Below are 23,879 nucleotides of genomic sequence, written 5' to 3' on the forward strand. Positions count from 1 at the left end.
ATATAGAGGCTTGTCAGGCGCAGGTTTTGCGTGGGGCCGAGCATTACAGGGGACGGACTTGAGCGACGACATTGAGGCGCTGAAAAAGGAGGCGATGGCCTGGATTGTGCGGCTCACTTCCGGGGAGGCGACGACGGATGATCGCGATGCGCTCATGCGTTGGCGAGCAAGAAGCCCAATTCATGAGGAAGCCTTCAGGGAGGCGACCCGGCTCTGGAAGAATATGGGGCCAGCGTTGTCTCACTACGCGGAGCCTCAGGCCGGGTTCATGAGCCGACGCACCTTCTTTGCCGGGAGCGCAGGAGTGGCTGCCGGCGCAGCTGCGGCCTGTTTGGGTCTTTCGGAACTGGGAATCCTGCCAACCATCGATGCGTTGACGTCGGATTACTCGACGGCCGTCGGGCAACAGAAGACAGTGCAGCTAACGGATGGCTCAACTGTCACACTGGATGCTGGAACCGTGCTCAATGCGAATTTCTCGGGGCAGATGCGCAAAGCCGAACTCATCGCCGGTGCGGCGGTTTTCAATATCGCCGAGGAACCCCGTCCATTTGTCATATCAGCTGCCGCGGGCATTTCGACCGTAAGGCAGGCCTCGGTCTCCATCAAACATGGTGCTGAAGACGTTCTGATCGACTGCATCGATGGCGCGGTTGATGTCGAGTGTCGGGGAACGGCGGCTCTGCAGAAAGGGGAGGGAATATCCTATTCCGTGTCTGGCCTTGGCGAAAAGCGGGACTTGGACCCAGAAACAGCCGCCTCATGGCGCCGCGGGCTTCTTGTCTTTCAAAACCGGCCGCTCGCAGATGTGGTCGCGGACATCAATCGGCATCGTCGCGGCAAGGTCATGATCGCGAGAAGCAGCCTGAGTGCAAGCCGAGTTTCGGGCGTGTTCCATCTCGACCGGCCGGAAGAAATTCTCGCGCATCTGGAAAATACGTTGCAGGTGCGCCCGATCAACCTGGTTGGCGGCATTGTGCTCCTTCAATAATTCAAGGGTGCACGCGAAGAAATTTCAGGAAAATTTGCGGGCGCGCGATTTCGCATCGTTGATAGGTATAGAGGGGTAGCAGAGGGGCTCCCCGAGTATCTATTGGGGCGTATAATGGGGCAGACCGGAGTTTCGTTTTTTGAATTTCATGGTGGCGGATCATACAGGCGCAGGCGGCTGATCGCGCGGCTGATGGCTTCGATTGCTTTTGGGGCCGTTACTATCGGCACCACCGTCGTACAGGCCCAGCAGAATGTCAGCTATTCGATCCCGGCCAGCTCCCTTGACACCGCCCTAACGCGATTTGGCGCGACAAGCGGCATCCAGGTTCTTTACAGTGCCGCATTGACTGAGGGACTTCGCAGCCAGGGTGCAAGCGGCAATCTGTCGCCTCAGGCAGCCATCACTCAGCTTCTATCCGGGACCGGGCTCGCATATCGCTTCACCGGTCCGAATGCCGTGACGATTTCACGGTCATCGGGCGGTCCGGATGCGGCCTCGGGCGAAGCAAACACCCTCCGGCCAATCGTAATAAAGAGCGCCAATCCGAACTCAACCATCGACCTGCCCGAGGCTTATGCTGGTGGACAGGTGGCGACGGGCGGTCAACTCGGGCTGCTCGGCAATCGTGATGTTATGGATACGCCGTTCAGTCAGACGAGCTACACCAGCAAGCTCATCCAGGATCAGCAGGCGAGGACCGTTCAGGACGTGTTGAACAACGATCCTTCCGTCGTCGCCAGCAATTCAAATGGTACGCCCCACGACTATCAGGTCATAAGGGGGTTCGGGGGATATGGAACCGACGGTACCCGCACCCTCAATGGCGTGCCCGGGATGGCGCCCCTGTTCTTCCCATCGACCGATTACATTGAGCGCGTGGAGATCCTCAAAGGCCCAAGCGCACTCCTGAACGGTATGGGGCTTTCATCGGCGGCCGTCAGCGGCGCTGTGGGGGGCTCGGTCAATCTGGTCACGAAGCAGGCGACAAGCGAACCAGTCACGCAGCTTACGACCCGCTACGAGTCGAACTCTCAAATCGGCACACATCTTGATGTTGGCCGCCGCTTCGGTGCCGGCGACGAATTGGGTATCCGATTTAACGGATCCATCGACGGTGGTCATGCTCCGATTGATTTCCAGCACTCAAACCTCGGCACCGCGGCCATCAACCTCGATTATGCCGGGGAAAGTGTTCGCCTTTCGGCGGACTTCGCACACCAATACCAGAAGCTGGAGTCGAACAGTCCGTATCTTTACGCACGCAATATCGCCGACTCGCTCACCACCTTTCCCCGTGCGCCGGGCTCGACTGTCAGTCTCCTTCCTCCAGGATCGGAGCAAACTACCAAGTCGACCATGGGGATGATCCGCGGGGAAATCGATCTGCTCGACAATGTCACTGCTTACGCTGCCATAGGCAAGCAGCGCGCGGATTATGACCTGAAGGGCTTCGAATATGCCTGGCTGCTCGATGGGGACGGGCAATACGGAATTGCGCCAGGAATACAACACTATACGCGAGATATCCTGACCATGCAGGGCGGCGTTCGCGCAACGCTGGACACCGGGCCGGTTAATCACGCGCTGAGCCTCAATCTGTCTCGTTCCGACCTCACATATAAAACGGCTGAGGCTGAAGGCGATTTTTACACAATCGGTTCGATGTACGATCCGGTATTTCCGAGTATCATTTTTCCGGCAGACCCCGGAGATCCCAAAAAAGCTTACGACGTGGAGGTTTCAAGTATCGGCGTCGCAGATGCATTATCGATACTGGATGACCGCATACAATTCCTGGCCGGTGTTCGTTATCAGGAAGTGGGCATAGACAACTTTAGCACCACGACGGGGCTGAAGACGTCAAGCTATGATGCAAATGCCTGGACGCCTTCTTTCGGATTGGTCGTCAAACCGTGGGAAAACGTCTCGCTCTATGCCAACTACATTGAGGATCTCAGACCGGGAGCAACTGTCAGCACGGCCTATGCAAATGCCGGCGAGGTTTTCTCACCCTATGTCAGCAAACAGTATGAGGCAGGTGTCAAGGTTGACTTGGGTCAGGTGATGACCACCTTGGCTCTCTTCCAGATCGCCATGCCCAACTCGATTGCAATAGATGATCCCCTGGGTGGGTTGCCGACACTGAGCCAGGACGGAGAACAACGCAATCGCGGCATCGAATTGAACGTCTATGGTGAACTGACGTCTGACATTCGGCTGATGGGCGGGTTGACCCTCATAGACCCGCGCCTGACCAAGACGGACGGCGGTATTCTCGACGGCAAGAGAAACGATACGACTCCAAAAGTGCGGGCAGTCATCGGAGGGGAATGGGATACGCCCTTTGTGGAAGGGCTGACGCTGACGAGCCGGCTGACCCATACCGGCGATGTGCTGGTCGCGGCTGGTGCTGACGTCACGATCCCTTCCTGGACGACGTTGGATCTTGGCGGACGCTACACCTTCAGATCCCCGTTGAACGAAAAGCCGGTCACCGTCCGCTTCAATGTCGATAATGTCTTCGACAAGGACTACTGGGCGGGAGCCTATGCAGCCGGTCTCGTCCACCGTGGTGCACCAAGGACATTCCGCCTGTCGACGGAATTCAAGTTCTGATGCGGAGCAGTTTTCCTCAAATGCGCCTTGCGGCTCGAACCAGAGCAGGATCGCTCGTGCGCTCGGCGATCGGGATGTGTTTATCCAAAACGCTTCTTTGCATCATGTTGATACTGCTGGCGGGCGTTTGCAGCGCCCGCGCTGACATAGTCGTGACCGATATCAAGGATCGCGAGGTCACCATGCCGGCTCCGGCAACACGTATTCTCCTGGCGTCGTCGTTCCAGTATCCCGCTCTCGCAATCCTTGACGTGGATGCGGCAAAGCGGGTCGTCGGGATAGGCGCAAATCCTGGCGAGACCTTGCCTGAGGCGGAGCGGGACCTGTCCGACACGCCGCGCGTCGGGAGCATCTGGTCTCAGAGCTTTTCAATTGAAAAGACGCTTGAATTGAGGCCGGATGTCGTCATCGCAGCACCCCTATCCCCTGTCTGGTCGCAGAAGCTAGAGACCGTATTATCCAAGGCAGGCATACCGATCGTCTATGTCGATTTCGACGAAAATCCATTCAGAAATACCGATCGAAGCTTCGAGATCCTCGGGCGCGTTCTCGGAGCGCAAGACAAGGCGAGCGAGTTCATCGACTTCTACCATCAGCATGTACGGGCGATAACCGAGCGCATGGCAAGGCCTGAGCTTGTCCGGCCGACCTTGCTCATGATGTTGCGCGGCCCCGGGGTCCCATGCTGCCTGGCATTGCCGGCCAATGACGTCACGGACTATTTTGGAGCGACAGGCGTGGAAAATATTGCCGGGGTCACGAACGGTGCGCCCGTGCAATTGAGCCTCGAATCCATCATCGAACGTGACCCGGATATCTTCGTGGTCATCGATGTCTTTTCCGATGCCCGTTCCCTGTTCGGCTTGCCGCGTACCTTGGCGCACGGCATGGCCGCGCTCAAGACGCTGAGGCAGGAACCGGGCCTTGGCGGAATTGCCGCGATGCGCAGCGGTCGTGTCCATGCGCTCGATTCGTATCTGATGAGATCACCGCTGAGCTTCCTGAGCTTCGAGGCACTGGCGAAGTGGATTCAGCCCGAGCTTTTCGCTGATGTCGATCCGCAGGCGACGCTGGACGAGATCAACCGTCGCTTCCTGAAGACACCGCTGAGGGGGCCGTTCTGGACAAGTTTCGATCCGACCATCGATCGAATGCCCGGTGGAAACCAATGACGAAGGATATCGTCAGTCCGGGCGATGCTATCGCGGATCGCCGAGAGGCCGTGCTCTCTGCCTATGGACGGCAAAACCGACGACGGGTCGTGATTGTGGTAGCGCTTGGTGCAATTCTCATCGTATCTTTCTTCATCGACCTGGCAATGGGGCCGTCGAGCCTCGGCACAATCGATACGCTCCGCGCAATCCTGTGGCCGGGGGAAGTGCCCCGCTCGGCGTCCGTCATTGTCTGGGATGTGCGCATGCCCGCCGCGATCATGGCGGTGCTGGTTGGTGTCGCTTTATCGCTCGCTGGAGCGGAGATGCAGACCCTTCTCAACAATCCGCTGGCCAGCCCCTTCACGCTCGGAGTTTCGTCCGCTGCCTCGCTGGGTGCCGCACTCGCCATCGTGCTCGGTATCGCTATCCCCGGCGTTCCCGAAAGCTGGATCGTCACCGGGAACGCTTTCGTCTTTGCCTTTGCCTCGGTGTTGCTTCTGCAAAGCCTGACGGGAATGCGCAGCGCCAGTGTCGACAGTCTTGTCATGCTCGGCATTGCGCTGGTGTTTACCTTCAACGCGCTGGTGGCGCTGATCCAGTTCGTCGCTTCGGCCGATGCGCTCCAGCAACTTGTCTTCTGGGGCATGGGCAGCCTGGCACGCGCCAACTGGGAATCCATCGCCACCCTTGGCTTTGTTACCGTCTTGACGATGCCGTTCTCGCTTGGCGCGGCATGGAAGCTGACGGCGCTTCGCCTTGGCGAGGATCGAGCCCGTTCCTTCGGCGTGAACGTGACGCGGCTCCGATTCTTCTCGCTTTTCAGAATCAGCCTGTTGGCCGCAACGTCCGTCGCCTTCGTCGGCACGATCGGCTTCATCGGCCTTGTCGGCCCCCATATTGCCCGGCTCGTGATCGGTGAAGATCACCGTTTCTTCCTTCCGGCTAGCGCGCTGACGGGAGCGGTCGTCATGTCGTTGGCAGATATCGCAAGCAAGACCATCGCGCCGGGCGTCATCGTACCGATCGGGATCGTCACGTCGCTCGTCGGTCTGCCGGTCTTCTTCTCGCTGATATTCCGTCGTCGGGAGGGTTTCCGATGAATGACATTCCCACACTCATTATCTCCGGCCTTTCAGCAGGTTACCGCAACCGCCCCGTGCTGGCGGGATTGAGCCTTGCGCCGCTCGAACCCGGCAAGGTGACCGCGCTGGTCGGCCCCAATGCAGCCGGCAAATCGACCTTGCTCCGCAGTCTGGCAGGATTGGTCCCCGCGATCGGTTCCGTCCGGCTCGGCGATCGCGACCTCAATGCGCTCGGCCTCGCCCAGAGAGCACAATACGTCTCCTATATGCCGCAGACGCTACCGCAGAATGCGGAGCTGACCGTCCTCGAGGGTGTGATCGGGGCTTTGAGGGCAACGCGGCTCTCGGATTTCGACGGTAGCGAGATGACGGCGCACCATCGTGCCGTCAACGTGCTGGACCGTCTCGGCATCCTCAACCTGGCGATGGAGGGTATCGGCCGCCTTTCGGGAGGACAGCGGCAGCTTGCCAGCCTTGCCCAGGCGATCGCTCGCGCTCCACAACTCCTTCTCCTCGACGAGCCAACCAGCGCGCTCGATCTGCGTCACCAACTCGACGTGATGACGATCGTGCGCGAACTGGCTCGCGAAGGCCGCATCGTCGTCGTGGTACTGCACGACCTGACACTTGCGGCAAGTTGGGCCGATCACGTTGTCGTTCTCGACCGCGGAACCGTCGCCGCCGAGGGACCGGTCGAAGAGGCGCTGTCGCCATCCATTCTTTCCACTGTCTATGGCGTGACGGCCCGCCTCGAGCACTGCTCGCGCGGCCGCCTGCACGTGATGGTGGACGGTCCTGCAACATCTCCGGAGCTACCCCATGCTAGCTGACCCTCCAAACGCTGCGTGGTCTCGTCGGTCGAAGCTTGAAATCGCGGTTGGCGAGCCTGAACGCCTCGTCAGGCGGCTGATCGAGCATTTCGCGGCAAACGATGCCGAAATATCACCTGTCACAGATGGTGCTTCGGCGACCTTCTTCTACAGTCAAATCATCATGCAGGCCCGTCCGAATGCGGTGGCAATAGAAGTAGTCGCGGGCGACGATGTGGCTCTTTCTCATATGAAATCGGTCGCGGCAGCTCTGTTGATTGAGTATTCGGATGGTGGACGACCACGGTTGAAGTGGATCGGGCATGGCACCGGCGCTACTTCCTTCCCTAATTTCCGAGAGATGACAGTCGCGCGGATTGCCGATGTGACGCCGCATATGCGCCGTATCACGCTATCGGGCCACAACCTCGATGAACGCTACGCAACGCACGGTCAGCATTTCAAACTGCTGGTGCCGCCGGAAGGCGTCGACAGGCCGGAATGGCCCGTTCCTGGCGAGGATGGGTTGCCGATCTGGCCGGCAGAGGACAAGCGACCGAAGGTGCGCACCCTGACAGCGCGGCGCGTCGATCTTGGCGCAGGTACCATCGATGTGGATTTTGCACTGCACGGCGACCTCGGTATTGCCTCTCGCTGGGCCTTGAACACACGGCCGGGCGACATTGTCGGCATTCGTGGCCCGATCGGCCAACCCGTGCCTAAGGCTGACTGGTATTTGCTCGTCGGCGACGAGACAGCGCTGCCAGCCATAGCGCGCACGCTCGAATCCTTGCCTGTCGGCACCAGAGGTGTTGCAATCATCGAGGTTTCGGACGAGAGCGAGCGTCAATCGATCCACCACAACACGGATATTGAACTGCGCTGGCTGTACCGCAATGGAGCAGAGGCAGGCACGACCTCGCTGCTCGTCGATGAGATCTATGCCGTCGAGATGCCGCCTGCCGGAACTATGATCCATGCTGCCGCCGGTGTCGAATACACTGCCTTCAAAGCGATTCGCAGATACTGGCGGGACGAATTAAAGCTCGACAAGAAGCAAGTGCTACCTGTCGCCTATTGGCGCAGGGGCCGCGCCGAAGGCGATACCGTCCCGGATGACGAGGAGAGTTAAGTACCATGATGCAAAAGCTCCTGATGCCCTTTCCAATCAGTCACAACGCAGCCTTTGACGCTTTGACAGCGGCATAAGGAATGACATGGCGTCTCAAATGATATTTAGATGGGGAGCGGGAGATCGAAGATATAGCGCAATGTAAAGGACCCCACAAATGGGCGACGGCTAAATCGCCATGGGTACTAATGGGAGGCTGATAGCGAATGCAACTTCTGTTAAATCGAAGCAGTGGTGGCTCTTCACAGCATCCTTGCAGCGCGTCCACTGTGCCGGGTCGCGTTGTTGTAGTAACTCGACGCCTGTTGAACCGACCGATGCCGTGACTGCTCCATTGCTTCGGGCAGAGGTATGCCGCGGTTGGCCGCTTCGGTCAGATATCCAGACCTCAGCCCGTGCGCCGAAAACTCCCCCGGATCGAGCCCCGCCATCGCTGCCCGCTGCTTGACGATATCGTTAACCGATTTCGGATCGAGCGTCCGCTTCGACACATTCCCCCAACGATCCACCTTGCGGAACGCGAAGCCTGCCTCGATCTTCGCCGCCGTCAGCCAGGCATTCAGCGCCTCGACCGGCCGGCCGGTGAGATAGACCACTTCGTCCTGATCTGCACCGGATGTTTTCGTCCGTCCGAGATGAATGGCAAGAGAGGGGAGGGGAGGGCCGTCCGCGACGACGATCGGCGGCTCGACAGTCAGCTGCTCGCAGCGCAACCCGGCAATCTCGCTGCGCCGGCGGCCACCAGAGGCAAACGCCACCATCAGGATTGCCCGGTCACGGAGATCACGCAGGCTGCCGCTTGCACAGGTCGCCAACATCTTGGCCAGGACATCGCCGGTGACCGCCTTGGCACTCTTTCGCTTTCGTGGCCGCGGTGTGGCGCGCACGGCAAGACGAATGGCCGACTTGAGGGCAGGGGAGGAAAAGACGCCGGAAAGGCCTCGCCACTTCGTCAGGGTCGACCAGGTCGCCAGCCGTCGGCGCACCGTGTCAGGCGCATGCGGGCCGACCGTTTTCAATAAGCCCTGGTTCCGAAGGTTCTGATCCACCTCGGCCGGCATCCCGTGATCCGGGTCGGTCTCGCGCCTTGCCGAGTCCCAAAGATGGTGCGCCACAAACTTCAGCAGCAGCGCCTCGGGTGCCGGCCAGGGCAGAGAGCGTCCGGTTGCCGCCAGCGACCACGCCTGAAGATAGGCGAGATCGGAGGTCAGGGCGCGAAGCGTATTCGCGCCCATGCCTTCGTTGACCAGATGGCGCAGGGTTTCGACGTCCTGATCGGTGAGCAGTTCGGCGAGCTCGTCGCGGCGCTCCATCGGCAGGACGGCAGCAATCGTATCCAGCTCGTTGGCGCGACGATCGACAGCGCTCATTTCGGCAATCCGTGTTCGTCGTAGAAATCGTCGTGGTTTGAGGTGGCACCGGCTGGTACGTTCGCTCGCCCTTCTTCTGCCAGTGCCCAGACGTCATCCAGAGTGCCAGCGGGTCTTGGAATCGCAGTCAGCTCCGCGACTGGCTTTCCCGAGCGGCAGATCAGGACCTCATCACCACGAGCCGCCAGTTCAATCAGTTCCTCAAGCCGTTCAGCGGCCTCGTCCACATCAACAAAAATCTGCATTCTCTTCACCTAACCCAACATGACCGCTACACATCTGATCCGTAAAAACCTCGGCGCCCGACGTGAGACGACCCAGCGACGCATATGCCGAGGGCAGGCTCCCGTTGCAAAACTTCCGTAATTTCCGTATATTCCGTAAAAAGGAGTTTTGACATGACGTCCACAGTTACGGCTGCAGCAGTCTCCAAAAACTTTGGCGCTTACCAGGATGCCGCCGTCCGCGATCCGGTGATTATTACCAAGAACGGCCGGCCACGCACGGTGCTGATCGCCTATGAGGATTATCTGCGGCTGACAAAGCGCGACCGGCGCGTCGAGCTGACGAGCACGCTCGGCGACGACGAGCTGGCCGCGATAGAAACTTCGGAGATGGACGGATCGCTCGATCATCTCAATGCCGAACTGCTGACGGGCAAACATGCTGCCGACTGAGCCAAAAGTTGGCTGGGTGTTTCGTTACTCGTATCTCTGGCACTGGCAGTTCGTCGAAGGTCGCGAGGAGGGCGACAAGGATCGCCCGGCGCTGGTGCTGGCGATCGTTGCGCATCTCGACGACGGTACACCGGCCGTGCGTGTCTTGCCGATCACTCATAGCCCGCCCAACAATCCGGACGAGGCGATCGAAATCCCGCCGGCGACCAAGCGGCGCCTGGGGCTTGACGACGAGCGCTCGTGGATCGTGCTGACGGAAAGCAACCGGTTTGTCTGGCCGGGTCCGGACATGCGGCCGGTCGACAGCGACACCGGCTACTTTGGACCACTGCCGCCGGCACTGTTTGCCGAGGTCAAACGGCGGTTCGTCGATCTGGCAAAAGCCCAGCGGCACCGGGCGGCGCCACGCAGCGAATAATCTTTTTGGCATCATTTTCCGATCTCCGGAAGGCAGCCTGAACGGCACAAACAGCGTGTGTTGTAACAATTCTCGATTGTCGATCGGCTTCATTCAATGGAAGCGTTCCCGCTCTTTCTATATAGTTTATTATCTCCCCAAATCACCGGACTCCTCCAGATTGACCGCAATGCGATAAATTCGACTGCCGCAGACTTCACCTTTGCAAATTCGCAAACGTCGCAAATTAAGCTCTCCGCCACCGGCGGCTGCACCTTGTTAAATCAGAGTGATGCAGCATGGGCGCGCAGGGACGTATGCGTTTACTGAAACACTTGGCAATGTGTCCCAGCCAAAAGCTGGCGTCACAGTACTTTCTGAACCTCGATTTCGAAGCTTTGAACGTGATGCATGGAGACCTGTTCTGCACGTCCCCCATCCCCGCTGCAAACAGCCTCTAGCATTATGATCTGTTCTCGCAGAACATCCTCCAGACGAGGGACGAGAACCGGAAATCGCTTCATTGAGACATAGAGAATGCGCAGCGAGAGATTGTGGTAATGTTCAAGGGTCTCCTGCAAATATCGGTTCTTTGCAGCCCGATATATGAAGCGGTGAACCCGACGATCCAGTGCCAGAATATCGTCGAGCTCCATAGGACCGACGGTCGCCTTCAATTCGTCTATAAGCGCCCGGGCTTCTTGGCGCTCATATTCTCGCAACCGCTCTGTAGCCAGGCGGGTGGCGTAGGATTCGATACGCGCCCGCGCCTCGTACACGGCCGTCAGATCGCTGAGATCGATTGTGCTAACGAAGGTTCCGCGCCGTCCGCTGACGACCACAAAGCCATCTCGCTGCAGCCGCTGAATTGCTTCGCGAACAGGTGTTCGACCAGCGTCGAGGCGATCCATAAGTTCAGTTTCCCGCAGTATTGTACCAGGCGGAAGCGCTGTCGTGATAATTTCCTCGCGTAGCTGAACGTACGTGCGATCAGCAATTGTTGGCTCCGATTCAATGTAATCGGCGTGGAGTGCCAGCATATTGTTCATTTCCTTCAGGACCCATCCAGTTTTTCATCAAATAGAGCAAAATTGCTCATTTTATGGGCATTACATGATCGTGCTTGACAGAAGGCAATATATGGATATCGTCAATATATCAGCAATATATAAGAGGGAATGCTGCTAATGAACACTGGAATTTTTGGGAAGTCTGTCGCACGCGGACTTTCTGCATTTGCTGGCCTTGGTCTGATTGCTCTTGCCATGGGTGGCGTCACCACTGCGCAGGCGGAAGATTTCGAACTTATCAAGCCAGGCACTCTGACCGTTACGATTCAGCCTTACATGCCCTACACCGCGGCAAAGGACGGCAAGCTCGTAGGTCTCGACAGCGACATCCTGTCGGCCGTTGCTGACAAGCTTGGCCTCAAGATCGAATACAGCGTGACCGACTTTGCCGGCATGCTCGGCTCGGTCCAATCGCAGCGCGCCGACATAACCATCGGCGGGATCGCCTGGTCCGCAGCGCGCCAGAAAGCCGGCCTGTTTACCGATCCGCCGTATTACTCGCCGCCGGCGATGGCGGTCCTCGAGTCGACCAATCTCCCCGACGTGACGAGCCTCGAAGGGAAAAGCCTCGGCACTGTCACTGGGTATGTTTGGGCGAAATCGATCGCTCAGGTTCCGAATGCCACCGCGCGCAATTTCCCGTCCGCAGATAGCGTGTTCGCTGATATTGCATCGGGTCGCCTGGATGCCGGTTTCCTCGATCCGCTGCTTATTACCTACCAGCAGCAGCAGCGGCCAGACATGAAGGTCAAGATCCAGTACATGGCCGCGCCGACGGCCGAGCAAATCAAGGCGCACCCGGACTACAAATACTTCGAGCCGTATATGACGTCGTTCTATATGCCGAAGCAGGCTGTAAAGCTGGAAAAGGCCATCTCTGCCCAGATCGACGCCATGTACAAGGATGGTTCGCTGGCCGCCCTCGTAACCAAGTGGGGTGGTGATCCAAAGCAGTTCCTGACGCCGTCAGCCGACATGGCGGCACAACGTCAAGGCGTTGATCGTCCTGCCGACTGGGTCGCTCCGTCAATCCAGTAAACTGTAATCCTATAAGGAGCCGTGGCCTTGTTCACAGCATTTGAAAACCTGTTCCAAGTGCCATGGAACGACTATCTGGGAAACATTGGCGAGGGTCTGTTACGGACCCTCGGCTACACAATAGGAAGTTTTATCGGAGCCACAGCGTTGGGGCTGGCTATTGCGCTTATGCGGCTCAACCGGTCGAAGCTGATCCGCTTCATTGCGGCGTTCTATACCGAAATTTTCAAGAACATTCCGCTCTTGGCGATCATCTTCCTGACCTATTTCGGTCTCCCGTCGGTCGGAGTTAAGCTGCAGGTCTTTGAAGCTGGTGTGCTCAGCCTTGTCCTGTTTTACGCTGCCTATCTCTCCGAGATATTCCGTGCGGCGATCTCCGGCGTTCATCGCGGCCAACAGGAGGCATCGGAGGCGCTTGGCCTCAGCAGGGGAAAGACATTCTCCCATGTCGTTCTTCCGCAAGCGGTCCGCCTCGCACTTCCCGGAACGAATACGATGTTCGTGGACCTGATCAAATCGACATCGTTGCTCGTAACGATATCGGCTGCTGAGCTGATGACAAATGCACAGCTGATCGCATCCGAGACATTCCGGTCACTTGAGGTCTACCTCGTGATCTCTGCAGTGTATTTTGCCATCTGTTATCCTGTTTCTCAGTCATTGCTGTTCCTGGAGCGCAAAATTCACGCGGGGATCCCGCTTTCAATCGGCAGGAGGCGCCGCCTCACACTCGCCAAGACACTTCTGGCCGAGGGGAGAAGCTGAGCCATGGCATCGATGAAACTTGAAGTCGTGAAAGACGCTGGAATCGCTGTCGATCGGCCTGAAATAAAGATCTCGGGCCTGCGCAAGTCCTTCGATGGGCGGCTGGTGCTGGATCGCGTTGATCTCGATGTGCCGAAGGGCAAAATTGTTACCATCATCGGCCAGAGCGGTGGCGGCAAGACTACGCTGATGCGGTGCGTGAACCTTCTTGAGCAACCGGATCACGGCTCAATCACGATTGGCGACGAGACCATATTTTCGGGCGACAAAGTCGTTTGTCGAGATCTAGCCAAGCTGCGCCAGAAGGTTGGCATGGTGTTTCAGCGCTTCAACCTATTCCCACACCTTACAGCAGTCGAAAATATTGTACTGGCGCAAATGCATGCCGCTGGAATTTCAGAAGCTGAGGCGGTCAAGACGGCCGTGAAACTCTTGACCCGTGTTGGGCTGGCAAAACGGGCAATGGCCTATCCTGACCAGATGTCTGGCGGTGAGCAACAGCGTGTCGCTATCGCGCGAGCGCTCGCATTGGGTCCATCAGTGCTTCTCTTCGATGAACCAACGTCGGCTCTGGATCCTGAATCGACTGGTGAGGTGTTGCGTGTCATGCGGGAACTGGCCGCCGACGGCATGACGATGATTATCGTCACACATGAATTGCCGTTCGCGAAGGATGTTTCCGACTGGGTTGTCTTCATTGACGGTGGACGGATCATCGAGCAAGGCACTGCAATCGACGTTTTGGAGCGCCCGAAGGAACCGCGTACCGCAGCGTATGTTGCTCGCTATGCAAACCCAGGCTGAGAGTTATCAAGTTAGCCCACAGCGTAACATGCCGACGAGATGTAGTGCCAGGCTTTCCTGGACACGATCTTCCGGCTTGCCTCCATCAGAACAACTGAAGTCTCATGCAAAAATTGAATACGGATATTGCTGTCATTGGCGGCGGTGTAATTGGGTTGGCTATAGCGCTGCAGTTGCAGACGGAAGGCCGTGAAGTTGCCCTCATCGAGCCGAATGAGCCTGGATCCGGAGCATCTTACGGTAATGCTGGAACGGTTGCAGACTATGCCGTTCTTCCGGTCGGGACGCCATCAGTCTTAAGAAACATAGCATCGCTGCTTCTCAACGCCGACAGTCCTCTTTCTATCCGCAAGGCGGCCCTGCCAACCCTGTTTCCATGGCTGATGCGGTTTGCCTACGAATCCTTGCCGCACCGGTTCCATGACAACACGCGAAAACTCTCGGAACTGCTTTCCGACACTTCATCGGAATGGCTAGACCTTGCGGCACAAATCGATGCATCCGCCTTGTTGAGCGCCAAAGGCTGCCTTTACCTCTATCAGACGGAGCAGGCATTCAAGGCGGCGCAATCCGATATTGCTCTGCGCCGTAGTGTGGGCATCGATCAAGAGCTGATGTCACCGGATGAGGTCAGCCGGATGGAGCCAAACCTGCCGCGGATCGACGGCGGGGGACTGTTCTTTCCGAAAGCCATCAACTTTACCGATCCGGGAATGGTGATGAAGCGGCTGGAACAGGCAGCGCTTGCTGCAGGGGTGCTCTTCGTAAAGGACACAGCCTCAAAGATCGTGCGCGAAAGTGGTAGCGTGCGGGTGACGGGCAATACCACGGTCGTTGCGGCCAGGACGGTCGTCATCGCAGCAGGGGCGCATTCAGGGCGGCTTGCAGCCCAGACCGGCGACCGGGTCCAACTCGATACCGAGCGCGGCTATCACCTCGAATTCGACATGGATGAAATGCCGGTCAAACGCCCCGTCTGCCCGACGCATCACGGTTTCTATTTTTGCCCCATGGCGGGGCGTCTACGTGTTGCCGGCACGGTCGAGCTTGGGGGGCTGACGGCTCCGGAAAACCAGAGACGGCTGGATGTTCTTCTCTCAAACGCACGGCGCGTGTTCCCCGATCTCGGCGCTCCGAGCCGGAGTTGGATGGGCTTTCGCCCGTCCATGCCGGATTCTGTACCGGTCATCCGCCCGTCCAAGGGCGGCAAGGACGTTATCCTTGCCTTCGGTCATGGCCATATCGGACTGACGCTTGCGCCGCGCACGGCCCGCATGGTGAGCGGTATGATCGCCGCATAGATGCACGGGGAGCAATCGTGACCTACCGAACGACACTGGCGAACAAGATGTGGGTATTCGAGGACCTGAAGACGTTGATGGCAAAAGCCACTCCGCCGAGGTCCGGAGACGTCCTCGCGGGTATCGCCGCCGGAAGCAGCGAGGAAATGGTTGCGGCCCGTATTTGCCTGGCCGACGTTCCACTGAAGACCTTTATTGCTGATCTTCTCATTCCCTATGAACAGGATGAGGTTACCAGACTGATCGTCGACACGCATGATGCGGTCGCCTTCGCGCCGGTTTCGCACCTTTGCGTCGGTGAATTCCGGGACTGGCTTCTTTCGGATCATGCGACGGGCGATCGGCTGGCACGCCTTGCGCCCGGGCTGACGCCGGAAATGGTCGCAGCCGTCTCGAAGCTGATGCGTAACCAGGATTTGCTCAAGGTCTCCGCAAAAATACAGGTGACCACGCGGTTTCGCAACACGATCGGGCTTGCCGGTACGATGGCGACCCGCCTACAGCCCAACCATCCGACCGACGATCCGCGCGGGATTCTCGCCTCGACCATCGAAGGCCTGACCTATGGATGCGGCGATGCGGTCATCGGTATCAATCCGGCATCGGATTCGCCGGCAGCGGTCGCACAAATCATTCACCTTCTGGATGAGTTGATCACGCGCTACGAGATCCCGACGCAATCCTGTGTGCTGACGCATGCGACCACGTCGATCAAGCTGATCGAAAACAATGTTCCGGTCGATCTGGTGTTTCAGTCGGTCGCCGGCACGCAAGCCGCCAATGCCAGTTTCGGCATTTCGCTTGCAACACTCCACGAGGCCTATGAGGCCGGCCTTTCTGCAAAACGGGGGACGGTCGGCCAGAACGTGATGTATTTCGAAACCGGACAAGGTTCCTGCCTTTCAGCTGATGCACATCACGGCGTCGATCAGCAGACATGCGAGGCGCGCGCCTATGCGACATGCCGCCCTTTCGCGCCGCTTCTGGTCAACACGGTGGTCGGCTTCATCGGTCCCGAATACCTTTATGACGGAAAGCAGATCATCCGGGCCGGCCTTGAAGACCATTTCTGCGGCAAGCTGCTGGGCCTGCCGATGGGTTGCGACATCTGCTACACCAATCACGCTGAAGCGGATCAGGATGACATGGATGTGCTTTTGACGCTTCTGACATCGGCCGGGGTGAATTTCATCATTACCGTGCCCGGCGCCGACGACATCATGCTGAATTATCAGTCGACCTCTTTCCACGACCAGCTTTATGTCCGCGATCTTCTGGGTGCACGCAGATCCCCGGAATTCGCGGAATGGTTGCTCAAAATGGACATTGCATCGGCTGACGGCAGGCTCAGACCATTGCAAAAAAATCACCCGCTGAACGTCGGCGCAATGAGGCTATCGGCATGAGCGCAGATGCGATTGGAGTGCAATCCGCTTCGGCGGTCGATTTTGTAACGCGCGATACGGTGCCAATCCCGGCCGATGCGACCGCGGCCCGCCTGGGGCTCGGAAGGGTAGGGGGCAGCCTGCCGACACGGGCAGTGCTCGACTTTGCCCTGGATCATGCGCGCGCGCGCGATGCGGTGCATGCTCCGTTGGATTTCGACAGTGTTCGGCAGGCCTGCGTCGGGCTGGAGCTTGAGCAAATGGTTGTCGAGAGCGCTTGCGGCGACCGGCAAATCTATCTTCGCAGACCGGATCTCGGGCGGCGTCTTTCTGGAGCGTCGCGCATGACTCTGTCTAAACTGGAAGCCGATGACAGTGATGTTGTCATCGTGGTCGCCGACGGCCTCTCGTCAAAAGCAGTTCAGCAAGGCGCCTCCGCCTTGCTCGCGCCGCTGGTGGCACGTTTGCGATCGATGCGCCTGTCGCTGGGGCCACTTGTGTTCGCCAGACAGGCGCGTGTCGCCATTGCAGACGAAATCGGCACGCTCTGCAAAGCGCGGCTATCGATCATTCTTGTCGGAGAAAGACCTGGACTTTCGGCGGCCGATAGCCTTGGCGCGTATATCACCTTGGGGCCGAGATCAGATCGGACGGACGCCAATCGCAACTGCGTATCGAACATAAGGGATGGGGGGCTCAGCTACGAGGCCGCCGCATTTAAACTTGCCTGGCTTGTTGGGCAGGCATTTCGATCCGGAGCAAGCGGCGTGCAACTGAAAGACGACAGCGACAGTGCTTTTATGAGTATTGGACAGCCCATCAAGACCCAGAGTGCGCCCGTCGAATAGTTTAAAACATCTATGCGGCAATCGAGCGCCTGGGATTGGTGCGCTGCATTGGCGGAGGCTGGAAATCCTAACGTGCAAAGCAGGGCAGGCAACAATCGGGATGATTTCCTGCCAGTCTCGCTTTGTCGCCAAACAGTCAATAATGCGACGTTCTACGAATTTAGCGACGTTATAAGAGCCTTGCCGCCCGTCCGCTGCGTCTCGTCGCGCTGTTATAGTAGCTCGACGCCTGTTGCACCGAGCGATGCCGTGACTGCTCCATCGCCTCGGGCAGCGGAATACCACGATTGGCGGCCTCGGTCAGATACCCCGACCGCAGCCCGTGCGCCGAAAACTCTCCCGGCTCCAACCCCGCCAGCGCCGCCCGCTGCTTGACGATATCATTGACCGATTTCGGATCGAGCGTCCGCTTCGACACGTTGCCCCAGCGATCGACCTTTCGGAACACGGAGCCTTTGTCGATCCGTGCTGCCTCAATCCAGGCATTCAGCGCCTCAACCGGCCGGCCAATGAGATAGACGACCTCGTCGTGATCGGCACCGGATGTTTTCGTCCGTCCGAGATGAATGGCAAGAGAGGGGAGGGGAGGGCGGTCCGCGACGACGATCGGCGGCTCGGTGGTCAGCTGCTCCCGACGCAATCCGGCGATCTCGCTGCGCCGCCGGCCGCCGGAGGCAAACGCCACCATCAGGATCGCCCGGTCGCGGAGATCGCGCAGGCTGCCGCTCGCACAGGTCGCCAGCATTTTGGCCAGCACATCACCGGTGACCGCCTTGGCGCTCTTGCGTTTACGCGGCCGGGGCGTTGCCCGCACGGCAAGGCGGATTGCCGACTTGAGGGCAGGGGAGGTGAAGGCTCCGCTTAGGCCACGCCATTTCGTCAGGGTCGACCAGCTTGCCAGCCGCCGGCGAACCGTGTCCGGCGCATGCGGCCCGGCCACTTTGAGAAAACCCTGGCCGCGGAGGTTTTGCTCCACCTCTATCGGCATCCCATGCTCCGGATCGGTCTCCCGTTTTTGCGGGTCCCAGAGATGGTGCGCGACAAACTTTAGCAGCAGCGCTTCGGGCGCCGGCCACGGCAGAGAGCGTCCGGTCGCCGCCAAGGACCACGCCTGCAGATACGCCAGATCGGAGGTGAGGGCGCGAAGGGTGTTTTCGCCCATGCCCTCGTTGACCAGATGGCGCAGGGTTTCGACATCCTGATCTGTGAGCAGCTCGGCGAGCTCGTCGCGGCGCTCCATCGGTAGGACGGCAGCGATCGTGTCGAGTTCATAGGCTCGACGATCCACCACGTCGGTGGCTGTTCGCTTAGTCGCCATGGGCGAATGGTCCAAGAACGGTAACACCCTCTTTACGCGCGGCAGCGGCCAGTTTGCGGTCGAGCGTTGCGAGCGGCGCGCTGCGATTGAGGGCAAGCGCCAGATAGGCCGCGTCGTACGCACTGAGCCCATGATTAGCCGCCAGCAGCAGAACATAACTATCGCCGCCAATGCCGGCATCGTCGAGCGGCAGCCGGCGCACCCGCTCCATGTTAACAAGGGCGGCACCGGCCGCAATCCGGCCGCGGCGCTCGGACATCGCCAGAATGTTGCGGATCTCGAAGAAGAACAACGAGGGCACAGGGCAAGGGGCGTCGATCGTGGCAATCACGGCCTCAGCCGCATCCGAAAACTCTTCCGGCAGCAGCCAGGCGGCCGCCATCGAGGCATCGATGACAAACATTAGCGGCGGCCTTCGTCGCGCCAGGAGAGGATTTCCTCATGGGTGGACACGGTGGCCTTGAGCCGGGCGGCGCGGACTTCGGCGAGCAGCAGCTGCAGGTCGTTTTCCTTGGCGATACGGGTCACATGAGCGATCGGATCGTTGCCGCGGGCGATGACAAAATCCTCGCCGGCCTCGACGCGGGCCAGCAGGTCGGACAGATGCGTTTTCGCTTCGGAAATTTTCACGGTTTTCGTCATCGGCGCGGGTCTCGGCGTATGCTTTGGCACGAGATTAGGCGGCCCAACGAAGTTGGTCAAGCGGTTGGTCTGATCACTTCCGATAAGGAGTACTTATCGATGGTTAGAACGCCAACCATCAATCATACCATGTGAGGAACCATAATATTCATATAGAGTTCCTTTAAAAGATCGTTTACCATAAAATCAATGGCTTACGATCTCGCGAAAATCAGCATATCAAACTTGATGGGTACTGCTTTTGACGCGGCCGTCGCCCTGACCCGTCTCGACGAGCGCATTGCCCGCTCGCTCATCGGATCCGGCTTTCTCAAGCGTATGCACTTTGCTGACGCTTGTGCCTCCCTCTGGATCGACGGCGAATTGGTGCATCTCGAAGACCTCGTTCTTCACGACGCGTTTCGCGATACCCGCACCCCAACCCACGAACTCACCATTGCCCGCGACGTCCTTCGCACCCGCCGACGGATTTCGGCGCAGTCACCCGACTGGGCTCTATCCGCCGACGGTATCCGAACCCTGCGACAGTCGTCTGACACCGGTGGAGGTGGCGTCGAAACTGCTGGGCCGGCCGGCGTTACCAGGCTCACAGTCCAGGTGGATGTCGAAGGGGAGTGGCATGATCGTGATGACGCCGAAGATCTGCCCGGCGTCGACTATGCCGCCATCGATGCGACGCTGGCCCGATCGTCAGCCGCGATCGAAAACGCAACGCGTCCCGGCCATGCCGTCGGCCGTGCGACGGCCAGTCGTTCCGAAAAGGACCCGATGATCTATGATCTCGACTGGGACGAAAATGCCCGGCTCGACGAATGGCGCGGCGTGCTGCGGCAGGCGCAAGACTTGCCAGCGGTGCTCCAGGCGATCATCGCCCTCGATGCCTGGAACGAGCTTTCCGTGCTTAAGCATGCCCCATGGCTCGGCAGACTGTTGGCCGCTTCGATCCTGCGGGAAGCTGGCATCACCACCGGCGCCCATCTCGCCGCCATCAATCTCGGCCTCAAAACCATTCCGGTTGATCGGCGCCGGCATCGCGACCGTGAAACGCGGCTGCTCGCCATCGCCCACGGGCTTTTGGCGGCCGCCGAGATCGGCATGAAAGAGCATGACCGGCTGGTGCTGGCCCGCACTCTGTTCGAGCGGAAGCTTGAGGGGCGGCGAACGTCTTCAAAACTGCCGGAACTGGTCGAACTGGTGATGGCGCGTCCGCTTGTGTCAGCCGGGATGGTGGCGAAAACGCTCGAGGTCACGCCGCAGGCGGCGCGGCGGATCGTTTTGGAACTCGGCCTCAGGGAGATGACGGGGAGGGGGAGGTTTCGGGCCTGGGGGGTGATGTAAACTATCAGTTTCGAGGCAAAAAATACCAATTGAGCCAAGAGATCCGCGCAACTAAGTTGGTTTGGATGCTTCGGGGAGCCTGCTATGAGTAACGCACAACGGATTGATGCCCAAGGGGCCGTCAAGTATGACGAGGCGGACCTGAAAGCTATTGTGCTCACCAAGCTCCTGTCTGAGAAGGTTGCCGATAGGAAGTCATTCATTTCCAATGAATTCAAGTTGGGACCTGAACGAAGGGCCGACATTGCTCTTTTCAATGGAACTGATTTTATCGGTGTCGAAGTGAAAAGTGATTTCGACAACCTTAAGCGACTGGAAGGGCAGCATTCGGCTTACTCGAAGGTATTCGACCGGATAATTGTCGTTGTAGCTGAGCGACATCTCTCACGAATAGTTCATGGCCATTGCGAGAGAGCAGATCTCTGGTCCGTTTCTCCTTTTGGCCAGGTGCGGCTTATTCGCGAGGCTCAAGAAGCACCAATTGCTTCCAAGACTGCGTTGGCCGACCTTCTGCAGAAGTCAGATCTTGCAAAGCTGGTCGGCGTGGAGAGAGGATCGAGAATTACTCGTGCCGCGCTGTATTCTAAGCTTGAAGAAATTGACGTGGAGGCAGTCCGCGCGGCCGTTGTTCAATCATTCAACGGGCGTTTTGAGATATCAAGTCGACGATTTTTCAAGAATGTTACAGGCGTCGAGGTAATGCCTAGACATCTCACTCGATTGAGCCGATTTGAACAGCAGCGAAAAAACATTCGAATTCATAAGCGTCAGAACGAGCAATTTTGGAAAGAATGGGCCAAAGTCGCTGACGAAGTATTTGCGGTTTCTGATTAAAAATCAGTCCAATCCTCATCGGTGTCATACTTCTCGCTCGGAGGCGCACCGTAATACGACTGCTCGTGCAGATGAAGGTTTATCCGTACCGCAGTTGATCGAGCAGGTGAAACGATTGCGTCATCGTCTTCATTCGCCGTTCGTTCTATCATTTGCGTCCCCCAAACTTTCAAGAGCGGATCCCATGCTGAAGACTCTGTCGCTCGGGTAGCTGCGTCGAAATATGCTTGATCGCGGTCGCCCTGATCTTCTTCTCGGTAAAACTCCCATTGCGAAGCAACGGCGAGATCAACCCGTGGAGCTGGCGTGCCCCCTCCACCCAGTTGGCGTTCAGCACGTGCACTTCCTCGATCGCTGTAAATGAACGCCCGTTCCGGATGCAGATCAGAGACAAGACGGTGAAATTGCCTTTCGTAAATCTCTTGGGACACTCGGCCGACGAAATCACTAGGAAACGAGGTGGCCGACAAAGCTATCGCGGCATTGGGCATCACTCCCATGATTGCAATCGAGATACCGTTTGCCGCCGCTGCTCGAGTTAGCAGCTCAGAGCTGGCTTGCTCGTAATCGATTACGAAGCAAACCTCGTCTTCGCTGAAGTGTTGGGAGACCGATTGAGCGATATTCACCGATTGGCCAAAAGCTTGCTGAGGCAATCTAATGACTAAGCCTCTTTCGAGGGTCGCCAGCCGAGCAAGCTGGGTTGGGAGCTCTACGAGATTCGCCAGCTGTAACGATGGTATATAATGCTCTCGAGCTTCAAGGAATTCGAACCAGTTACGATAGCCGTCCGTCGGGTTCCTTAATTCAGCGAGCTGTTGATGGACGGGACGTGGCTGACCTTCTATCGGCTCATTTGAACCAGCATCAATGATGACCGGCCGGGCGCCATAAGCTTCCTCAATGCGCACAAGTGCGTTGTCAAGTTGCTGGGCTGTGGTCCAGGGCCGCAAAAACATAAAAGGAAGAAGTCTATCTTTCGTTTTTTCGGGAAGCTCTTTGAGAGCCCGAATTTCGGCAGGACGAACAGACAGCAGAGGAACATAATCGACCTCTGATAACTCTCTTGGAAACATAGCCTCTCCCGTCGCGCCTATTCGATCCCGAGTCGAATTTTCATTGCAGCCTCAGATACTCCGAAGCGTTTTGCAAGGTAAGCGACAGGCTCATCCGCCCTTATTACCTCAGCCGTTTTAAGAGCACCTTCAACTAACGGTTCTGGCATCAATATATCTGCCGCGATCCGATTCGCTTCTGCTTCTCTGCGATCAGACAAAGTCGAGCGATAAAGCACATCGTCAGATATGCCATTCCCAATTTGATCGCGGTGAAGCAAGAAATGCCCCAGTTCGTGGGCTACAGTGAACCTCTGTCTACTAGGGGGATCGTGCCGGTTGACCTTAATTATGTACCGCCCAGGATTCTCGATATCGGGCCTGATCTCTCCGGAAATACCCGGAGGAAGCGTTGACGCCTTAACAGGGACACCAAGCGCCTGCGCAAGAGCGGAGAGTTTTATGGGATAGCTGGTTTGGAATTGTTGGATAGTTGCCCGAACGTCGGCGGGCAAGCCGTTCCATTCTCGACTGCTCATATGCCCGTCTCCTTAGTGCTAAGCGCCATATTCTTTTTCTTCGTCCCCCATGGGGTTGTCGTTATCATCTTCGTTAGCGCGTATACTAGGACCAGATATCAGGAACCGGTCTGCGCGCTCCTCAAGAATTCTCCTCAGCTTGCCGTCGTCCATTTGTTTGATAACTTCTTGAACGAGTAGCTTATTCAGCTCATCTCGTAGCTGACCTTCTTCCAGCTCGCTTTTCACATGGTCTAGTGCCGCGTTGGAAGCTGCCACTTTGAATTGCGAGTATCCCCAGAGTGCCAGGATCGCCATGAACACGCCCAGAACGGTCACAAGTACGCCCACAGCGCCCAGCATCAACGCTGCCATGTCAGCGTAGCTCATGGTCACTCCGCCATTTTCCGCCATCTCAGAGTTCTCAAAATGAAGGCCTTTTAGATAAAGGGAAGATACTATCCCCCCACCCAAGAGCCCCGCGCCGAAGACTTGGAAGTAGTAGTTTGATGCCCGAGCCATGACGAAGCCTAATATATGTTCCGCTTATGTTCACTTCAAGTGGCAGCCCACGAACCTATCTTTTGCTAGCGGCCAACCGTGAATTGTGCAAGGCCGGTAACGCCAGCATGACCCACACTTGAGTCCTTCTGTGGGAAAATTTCAGAAAACCTGGGGCCATATCGTATCTGGCACTGAAGATGATCGAGCGAGTCTAAATGCGTAGAATAA

General features: G+C 57.9%; 25 protein-coding genes. 16 read left to right on the top strand and 9 right to left on the bottom strand.

The annotated features are described in order from the left end of the window. Window positions 1–58: 58 nt before the first annotated feature. The 6 genes from NCHU2750_RS26205 (at window position 59) to NCHU2750_RS26230 (ending at window position 7,787) form a co-directional block, all read left to right on the top strand. The gene (locus NCHU2750_RS26205) at window positions 59–991 is read left to right on the top strand and encodes a FecR family protein (RefSeq protein ID WP_245480538.1); all 933 of its coding nucleotides are present in this window, start codon (window positions 59–61) and stop codon (window positions 989–991) included. Between the two features lie 114 nt (window positions 992–1,105). After that, window positions 1,106–3,610, top strand: coding sequence for a TonB-dependent receptor (locus tag NCHU2750_RS26210; RefSeq protein ID WP_119944756.1), 2,505 nt, complete (start codon window positions 1,106–1,108; stop codon window positions 3,608–3,610). 152 nt (window positions 3,611–3,762) lie between these two features. After that, window positions 3,763–4,782 (top strand): ABC transporter substrate-binding protein, encoded by a 1,020-nt coding sequence (locus NCHU2750_RS26215; RefSeq protein WP_162939808.1) that lies wholly within the window; start codon window positions 3,763–3,765, stop codon window positions 4,780–4,782. Beyond that, window positions 4,779–5,864, top strand: coding sequence for a FecCD family ABC transporter permease (locus NCHU2750_RS26220; protein WP_119944758.1), 1,086 nt, complete (start codon window positions 4,779–4,781; stop codon window positions 5,862–5,864). The genes NCHU2750_RS26215 and NCHU2750_RS26220 overlap by 4 nt, the downstream gene beginning before the upstream one ends. Then, entirely contained in the window at window positions 5,861–6,676 is an 816-nt protein-coding gene (locus NCHU2750_RS26225) for an ABC transporter ATP-binding protein (protein WP_119945064.1), read from the top strand. Before NCHU2750_RS26220 ends, NCHU2750_RS26225 begins: the two co-directional genes overlap by 4 nt. Continuing rightward, entirely contained in the window at window positions 6,666–7,787 is a 1,122-nt protein-coding gene (locus NCHU2750_RS26230; RefSeq protein ID WP_119944759.1) for a siderophore-interacting protein, read from the top strand. The genes NCHU2750_RS26225 and NCHU2750_RS26230 overlap by 11 nt, the downstream gene beginning before the upstream one ends. Window positions 7,788–8,029: 242 nt before the next feature. Here the strand turns inward: NCHU2750_RS26230 and NCHU2750_RS26235 are convergent, their stop codons facing one another. Next, entirely contained in the window at window positions 8,030–9,157 is a 1,128-nt protein-coding gene (locus NCHU2750_RS26235; protein ID WP_119944760.1) for a site-specific integrase, read from the bottom strand. Further along, the gene (locus NCHU2750_RS26240; protein ID WP_119944761.1) at window positions 9,154–9,402 is read right to left on the bottom strand and encodes a type II toxin-antitoxin system Phd/YefM family antitoxin; all 249 of its coding nucleotides are present in this window, start codon (window positions 9,400–9,402) and stop codon (window positions 9,154–9,156) included. The genes NCHU2750_RS26235 and NCHU2750_RS26240 overlap by 4 nt, the downstream gene beginning before the upstream one ends. A gap of 153 nt (window positions 9,403–9,555) precedes the next feature. On the opposite strand from NCHU2750_RS26240, the gene NCHU2750_RS26245 reads away from it, so the two are divergent. Together NCHU2750_RS26245 and NCHU2750_RS26250 are read left to right on the top strand one after the other, a co-directional pair. Beyond that, window positions 9,556–9,834 (top strand): type II toxin-antitoxin system Phd/YefM family antitoxin, encoded by a 279-nt coding sequence (locus NCHU2750_RS26245; protein ID WP_119944762.1) that lies wholly within the window; start codon window positions 9,556–9,558, stop codon window positions 9,832–9,834. Then, window positions 9,821–10,252 carry a plasmid maintenance toxin (PemK-like) gene (locus NCHU2750_RS26250; RefSeq protein WP_119944763.1) on the top strand — a complete coding sequence of 144 codons (432 nt, stop codon included), beginning with the start codon at window positions 9,821–9,823 and terminating at the stop codon, window positions 10,250–10,252. The genes NCHU2750_RS26245 and NCHU2750_RS26250 overlap by 14 nt, the downstream gene beginning before the upstream one ends. 344 nt (window positions 10,253–10,596) lie before the next feature. On the opposite strand, the gene NCHU2750_RS26255 is transcribed toward NCHU2750_RS26250, so the two are convergent. Further along, window positions 10,597–11,271, bottom strand: a complete 675-nt coding sequence (locus NCHU2750_RS26255; protein WP_119944764.1) for a GntR family transcriptional regulator — start codon at window positions 11,269–11,271, stop codon at window positions 10,597–10,599. Between the two features lie 147 nt (window positions 11,272–11,418). Here NCHU2750_RS26255 and NCHU2750_RS26260 point away from each other — a divergent pair, with 147 nt between their 5' ends. The 6 genes from NCHU2750_RS26260 (at window position 11,419) to eutC (ending at window position 17,442) form a co-directional block, all read left to right on the top strand. Then, a complete protein-coding gene (locus tag NCHU2750_RS26260; RefSeq protein WP_119944765.1) occupies window positions 11,419–12,339 on the top strand; it encodes an ABC transporter substrate-binding protein in 921 nt (306 codons plus the stop codon). 27 nt (window positions 12,340–12,366) lie between these two features. After that, window positions 12,367–13,104 carry an amino acid ABC transporter permease gene (locus NCHU2750_RS26265; protein WP_502703881.1) on the top strand — a complete coding sequence of 246 codons (738 nt, stop codon included), beginning with the start codon at window positions 12,367–12,369 and terminating at the stop codon, window positions 13,102–13,104. Between the two features lie 3 nt (window positions 13,105–13,107). Then, window positions 13,108–13,908, top strand: a complete 801-nt coding sequence (locus NCHU2750_RS26270) for an amino acid ABC transporter ATP-binding protein (protein WP_119944767.1) — start codon at window positions 13,108–13,110, stop codon at window positions 13,906–13,908. Window positions 13,909–14,012: 104 nt separating this feature from the next. After that, window positions 14,013–15,209: an NAD(P)/FAD-dependent oxidoreductase gene (locus NCHU2750_RS26275; RefSeq protein ID WP_119944768.1), complete on the top strand. Its 1,197-nt coding sequence runs from the start codon at window positions 14,013–14,015 to the stop codon at window positions 15,207–15,209. Between the two features lie 17 nt (window positions 15,210–15,226). After that, on the top strand, window positions 15,227–16,615 hold the full coding sequence (locus NCHU2750_RS26280) for an ethanolamine ammonia-lyase subunit EutB (RefSeq protein ID WP_119944769.1): 1,389 nt from the start codon (window positions 15,227–15,229) through the stop codon (window positions 16,613–16,615). Continuing rightward, on the top strand, window positions 16,612–17,442 hold the full coding sequence (gene eutC, locus NCHU2750_RS26285) for an ethanolamine ammonia-lyase subunit EutC (RefSeq protein WP_119944770.1): 831 nt from the start codon (window positions 16,612–16,614) through the stop codon (window positions 17,440–17,442). The genes NCHU2750_RS26280 and eutC overlap by 4 nt, the downstream gene beginning before the upstream one ends. Window positions 17,443–17,611: 169 nt before the next feature. Here eutC and NCHU2750_RS26290 read toward each other — a convergent pair whose 3' ends face one another. The 3 genes from NCHU2750_RS26290 to NCHU2750_RS26300 are packed head-to-tail and all read right to left on the bottom strand — an operon-like array spanning window position 17,612 to window position 19,402. Continuing rightward, on the bottom strand, window positions 17,612–18,760 hold the full coding sequence (locus NCHU2750_RS26290; protein WP_119944771.1) for a site-specific integrase: 1,149 nt from the start codon (window positions 18,758–18,760) through the stop codon (window positions 17,612–17,614). After that, window positions 18,750–19,163, bottom strand: coding sequence for a type II toxin-antitoxin system VapC family toxin (locus NCHU2750_RS26295; RefSeq protein WP_119944772.1), 414 nt, complete (start codon window positions 19,161–19,163; stop codon window positions 18,750–18,752). The genes NCHU2750_RS26290 and NCHU2750_RS26295 overlap by 11 nt, the downstream gene beginning before the upstream one ends. Then, entirely contained in the window at window positions 19,163–19,402 is a 240-nt protein-coding gene (locus NCHU2750_RS26300; protein WP_119944773.1) for a type II toxin-antitoxin system Phd/YefM family antitoxin, read from the bottom strand. The genes NCHU2750_RS26295 and NCHU2750_RS26300 overlap by 1 nt, the downstream gene beginning before the upstream one ends. Window positions 19,403–19,582: 180 nt before the next feature. On the opposite strand from NCHU2750_RS26300, the gene NCHU2750_RS26305 reads away from it, so the two are divergent. Together NCHU2750_RS26305 and NCHU2750_RS26310 are read left to right on the top strand one after the other, a co-directional pair. After that, complete coding sequence (locus NCHU2750_RS26305) at window positions 19,583–20,740, top strand: RHE_PE00001 family protein (protein ID WP_162939839.1); 1,158 nt, start codon at window positions 19,583–19,585, stop codon at window positions 20,738–20,740. Window positions 20,741–20,824: 84 nt separating this feature from the next. Further along, entirely contained in the window at window positions 20,825–21,574 is a 750-nt protein-coding gene (locus tag NCHU2750_RS26310) for a sce7726 family protein (RefSeq protein ID WP_119944775.1), read from the top strand. Here NCHU2750_RS26310 and NCHU2750_RS26315 read toward each other — a convergent pair. From NCHU2750_RS26315 to NCHU2750_RS26325, 3 genes are read right to left on the bottom strand one after another with little or no spacing between them, the layout of a single operon-like run. Further along, on the bottom strand, window positions 21,571–22,650 hold the full coding sequence (locus NCHU2750_RS26315) for a beta family protein (protein ID WP_119944776.1): 1,080 nt from the start codon (window positions 22,648–22,650) through the stop codon (window positions 21,571–21,573). The genes NCHU2750_RS26310 and NCHU2750_RS26315 overlap by 4 nt on opposite strands. 17 nt (window positions 22,651–22,667) lie before the next feature. Next, complete coding sequence (locus NCHU2750_RS26320; protein WP_119944777.1) at window positions 22,668–23,168, bottom strand: ImmA/IrrE family metallo-endopeptidase; 501 nt, start codon at window positions 23,166–23,168, stop codon at window positions 22,668–22,670. 18 nt (window positions 23,169–23,186) lie between these two features. Next, entirely contained in the window at window positions 23,187–23,537 is a 351-nt protein-coding gene (locus NCHU2750_RS26325) for a hypothetical protein (RefSeq protein WP_162939809.1), read from the bottom strand. Window positions 23,538–23,879 lie beyond the last annotated feature (342 nt).

The sequence above is a fragment of the Neorhizobium sp. NCHU2750 genome, from assembly GCF_003597675.1.
Taxonomy (GTDB): domain Bacteria; phylum Pseudomonadota; class Alphaproteobacteria; order Rhizobiales; family Rhizobiaceae; genus Neorhizobium.

Excerpts from the sequence above, each read along its gene's own strand:
- NCHU2750_RS26230 (WP_119944759.1), top strand. The coding sequence starts at position 6,666 with ATGCTAGCTGACCCTCCAAACGCTGCGTGGTCTCGTCGGTCGAAGCTT.
- NCHU2750_RS26300 (WP_119944773.1), bottom strand. The coding sequence starts at position 19,402 with ATGACGAAAACCGTGAAAATTTCCGAAGCGAAAACGCATCTGTCCGAC.
- NCHU2750_RS26320 (WP_119944777.1), bottom strand. The coding sequence starts at position 23,168 with ATGAGCAGTCGAGAATGGAACGGCTTGCCCGCCGACGTTCGGGCAACT.
- NCHU2750_RS26315 (WP_119944776.1), bottom strand. The coding sequence starts at position 22,650 with ATGTTTCCAAGAGAGTTATCAGAGGTCGATTATGTTCCTCTGCTGTCT.
- NCHU2750_RS26325 (WP_162939809.1), bottom strand. The coding sequence starts at position 23,537 with ATGAGCTACGCTGACATGGCAGCGTTGATGCTGGGCGCTGTGGGCGTA.
- NCHU2750_RS26255 (WP_119944764.1), bottom strand. The coding sequence starts at position 11,271 with ATGCTGGCACTCCACGCCGATTACATTGAATCGGAGCCAACAATTGCT.
- NCHU2750_RS26245 (WP_119944762.1), top strand. The coding sequence starts at position 9,556 with ATGACGTCCACAGTTACGGCTGCAGCAGTCTCCAAAAACTTTGGCGCT.
- NCHU2750_RS26260 (WP_119944765.1), top strand. The coding sequence starts at position 11,419 with ATGAACACTGGAATTTTTGGGAAGTCTGTCGCACGCGGACTTTCTGCA.
- eutC (WP_119944770.1), top strand. The coding sequence starts at position 16,612 with ATGAGCGCAGATGCGATTGGAGTGCAATCCGCTTCGGCGGTCGATTTT.
- NCHU2750_RS26275 (WP_119944768.1), top strand. The coding sequence starts at position 14,013 with ATGCAAAAATTGAATACGGATATTGCTGTCATTGGCGGCGGTGTAATT.
- NCHU2750_RS26225 (WP_119945064.1), top strand. The coding sequence starts at position 5,861 with ATGAATGACATTCCCACACTCATTATCTCCGGCCTTTCAGCAGGTTAC.
- NCHU2750_RS26220 (WP_119944758.1), top strand. The coding sequence starts at position 4,779 with ATGACGAAGGATATCGTCAGTCCGGGCGATGCTATCGCGGATCGCCGA.
- NCHU2750_RS26235 (WP_119944760.1), bottom strand. The coding sequence starts at position 9,157 with ATGAGCGCTGTCGATCGTCGCGCCAACGAGCTGGATACGATTGCTGCC.
- NCHU2750_RS26250 (WP_119944763.1), top strand. The coding sequence starts at position 9,821 with ATGCTGCCGACTGAGCCAAAAGTTGGCTGGGTGTTTCGTTACTCGTAT.
- NCHU2750_RS26270 (WP_119944767.1), top strand. The coding sequence starts at position 13,108 with ATGGCATCGATGAAACTTGAAGTCGTGAAAGACGCTGGAATCGCTGTC.
- NCHU2750_RS26290 (WP_119944771.1), bottom strand. The coding sequence starts at position 18,760 with ATGGCGACTAAGCGAACAGCCACCGACGTGGTGGATCGTCGAGCCTAT.
- NCHU2750_RS26240 (WP_119944761.1), bottom strand. The coding sequence starts at position 9,402 with ATGCAGATTTTTGTTGATGTGGACGAGGCCGCTGAACGGCTTGAGGAA.
- NCHU2750_RS26210 (WP_119944756.1), top strand. The coding sequence starts at position 1,106 with ATGGGGCAGACCGGAGTTTCGTTTTTTGAATTTCATGGTGGCGGATCA.
- NCHU2750_RS26295 (WP_119944772.1), bottom strand. The coding sequence starts at position 19,163 with ATGTTTGTCATCGATGCCTCGATGGCGGCCGCCTGGCTGCTGCCGGAA.
- NCHU2750_RS26310 (WP_119944775.1), top strand. The coding sequence starts at position 20,825 with ATGAGTAACGCACAACGGATTGATGCCCAAGGGGCCGTCAAGTATGAC.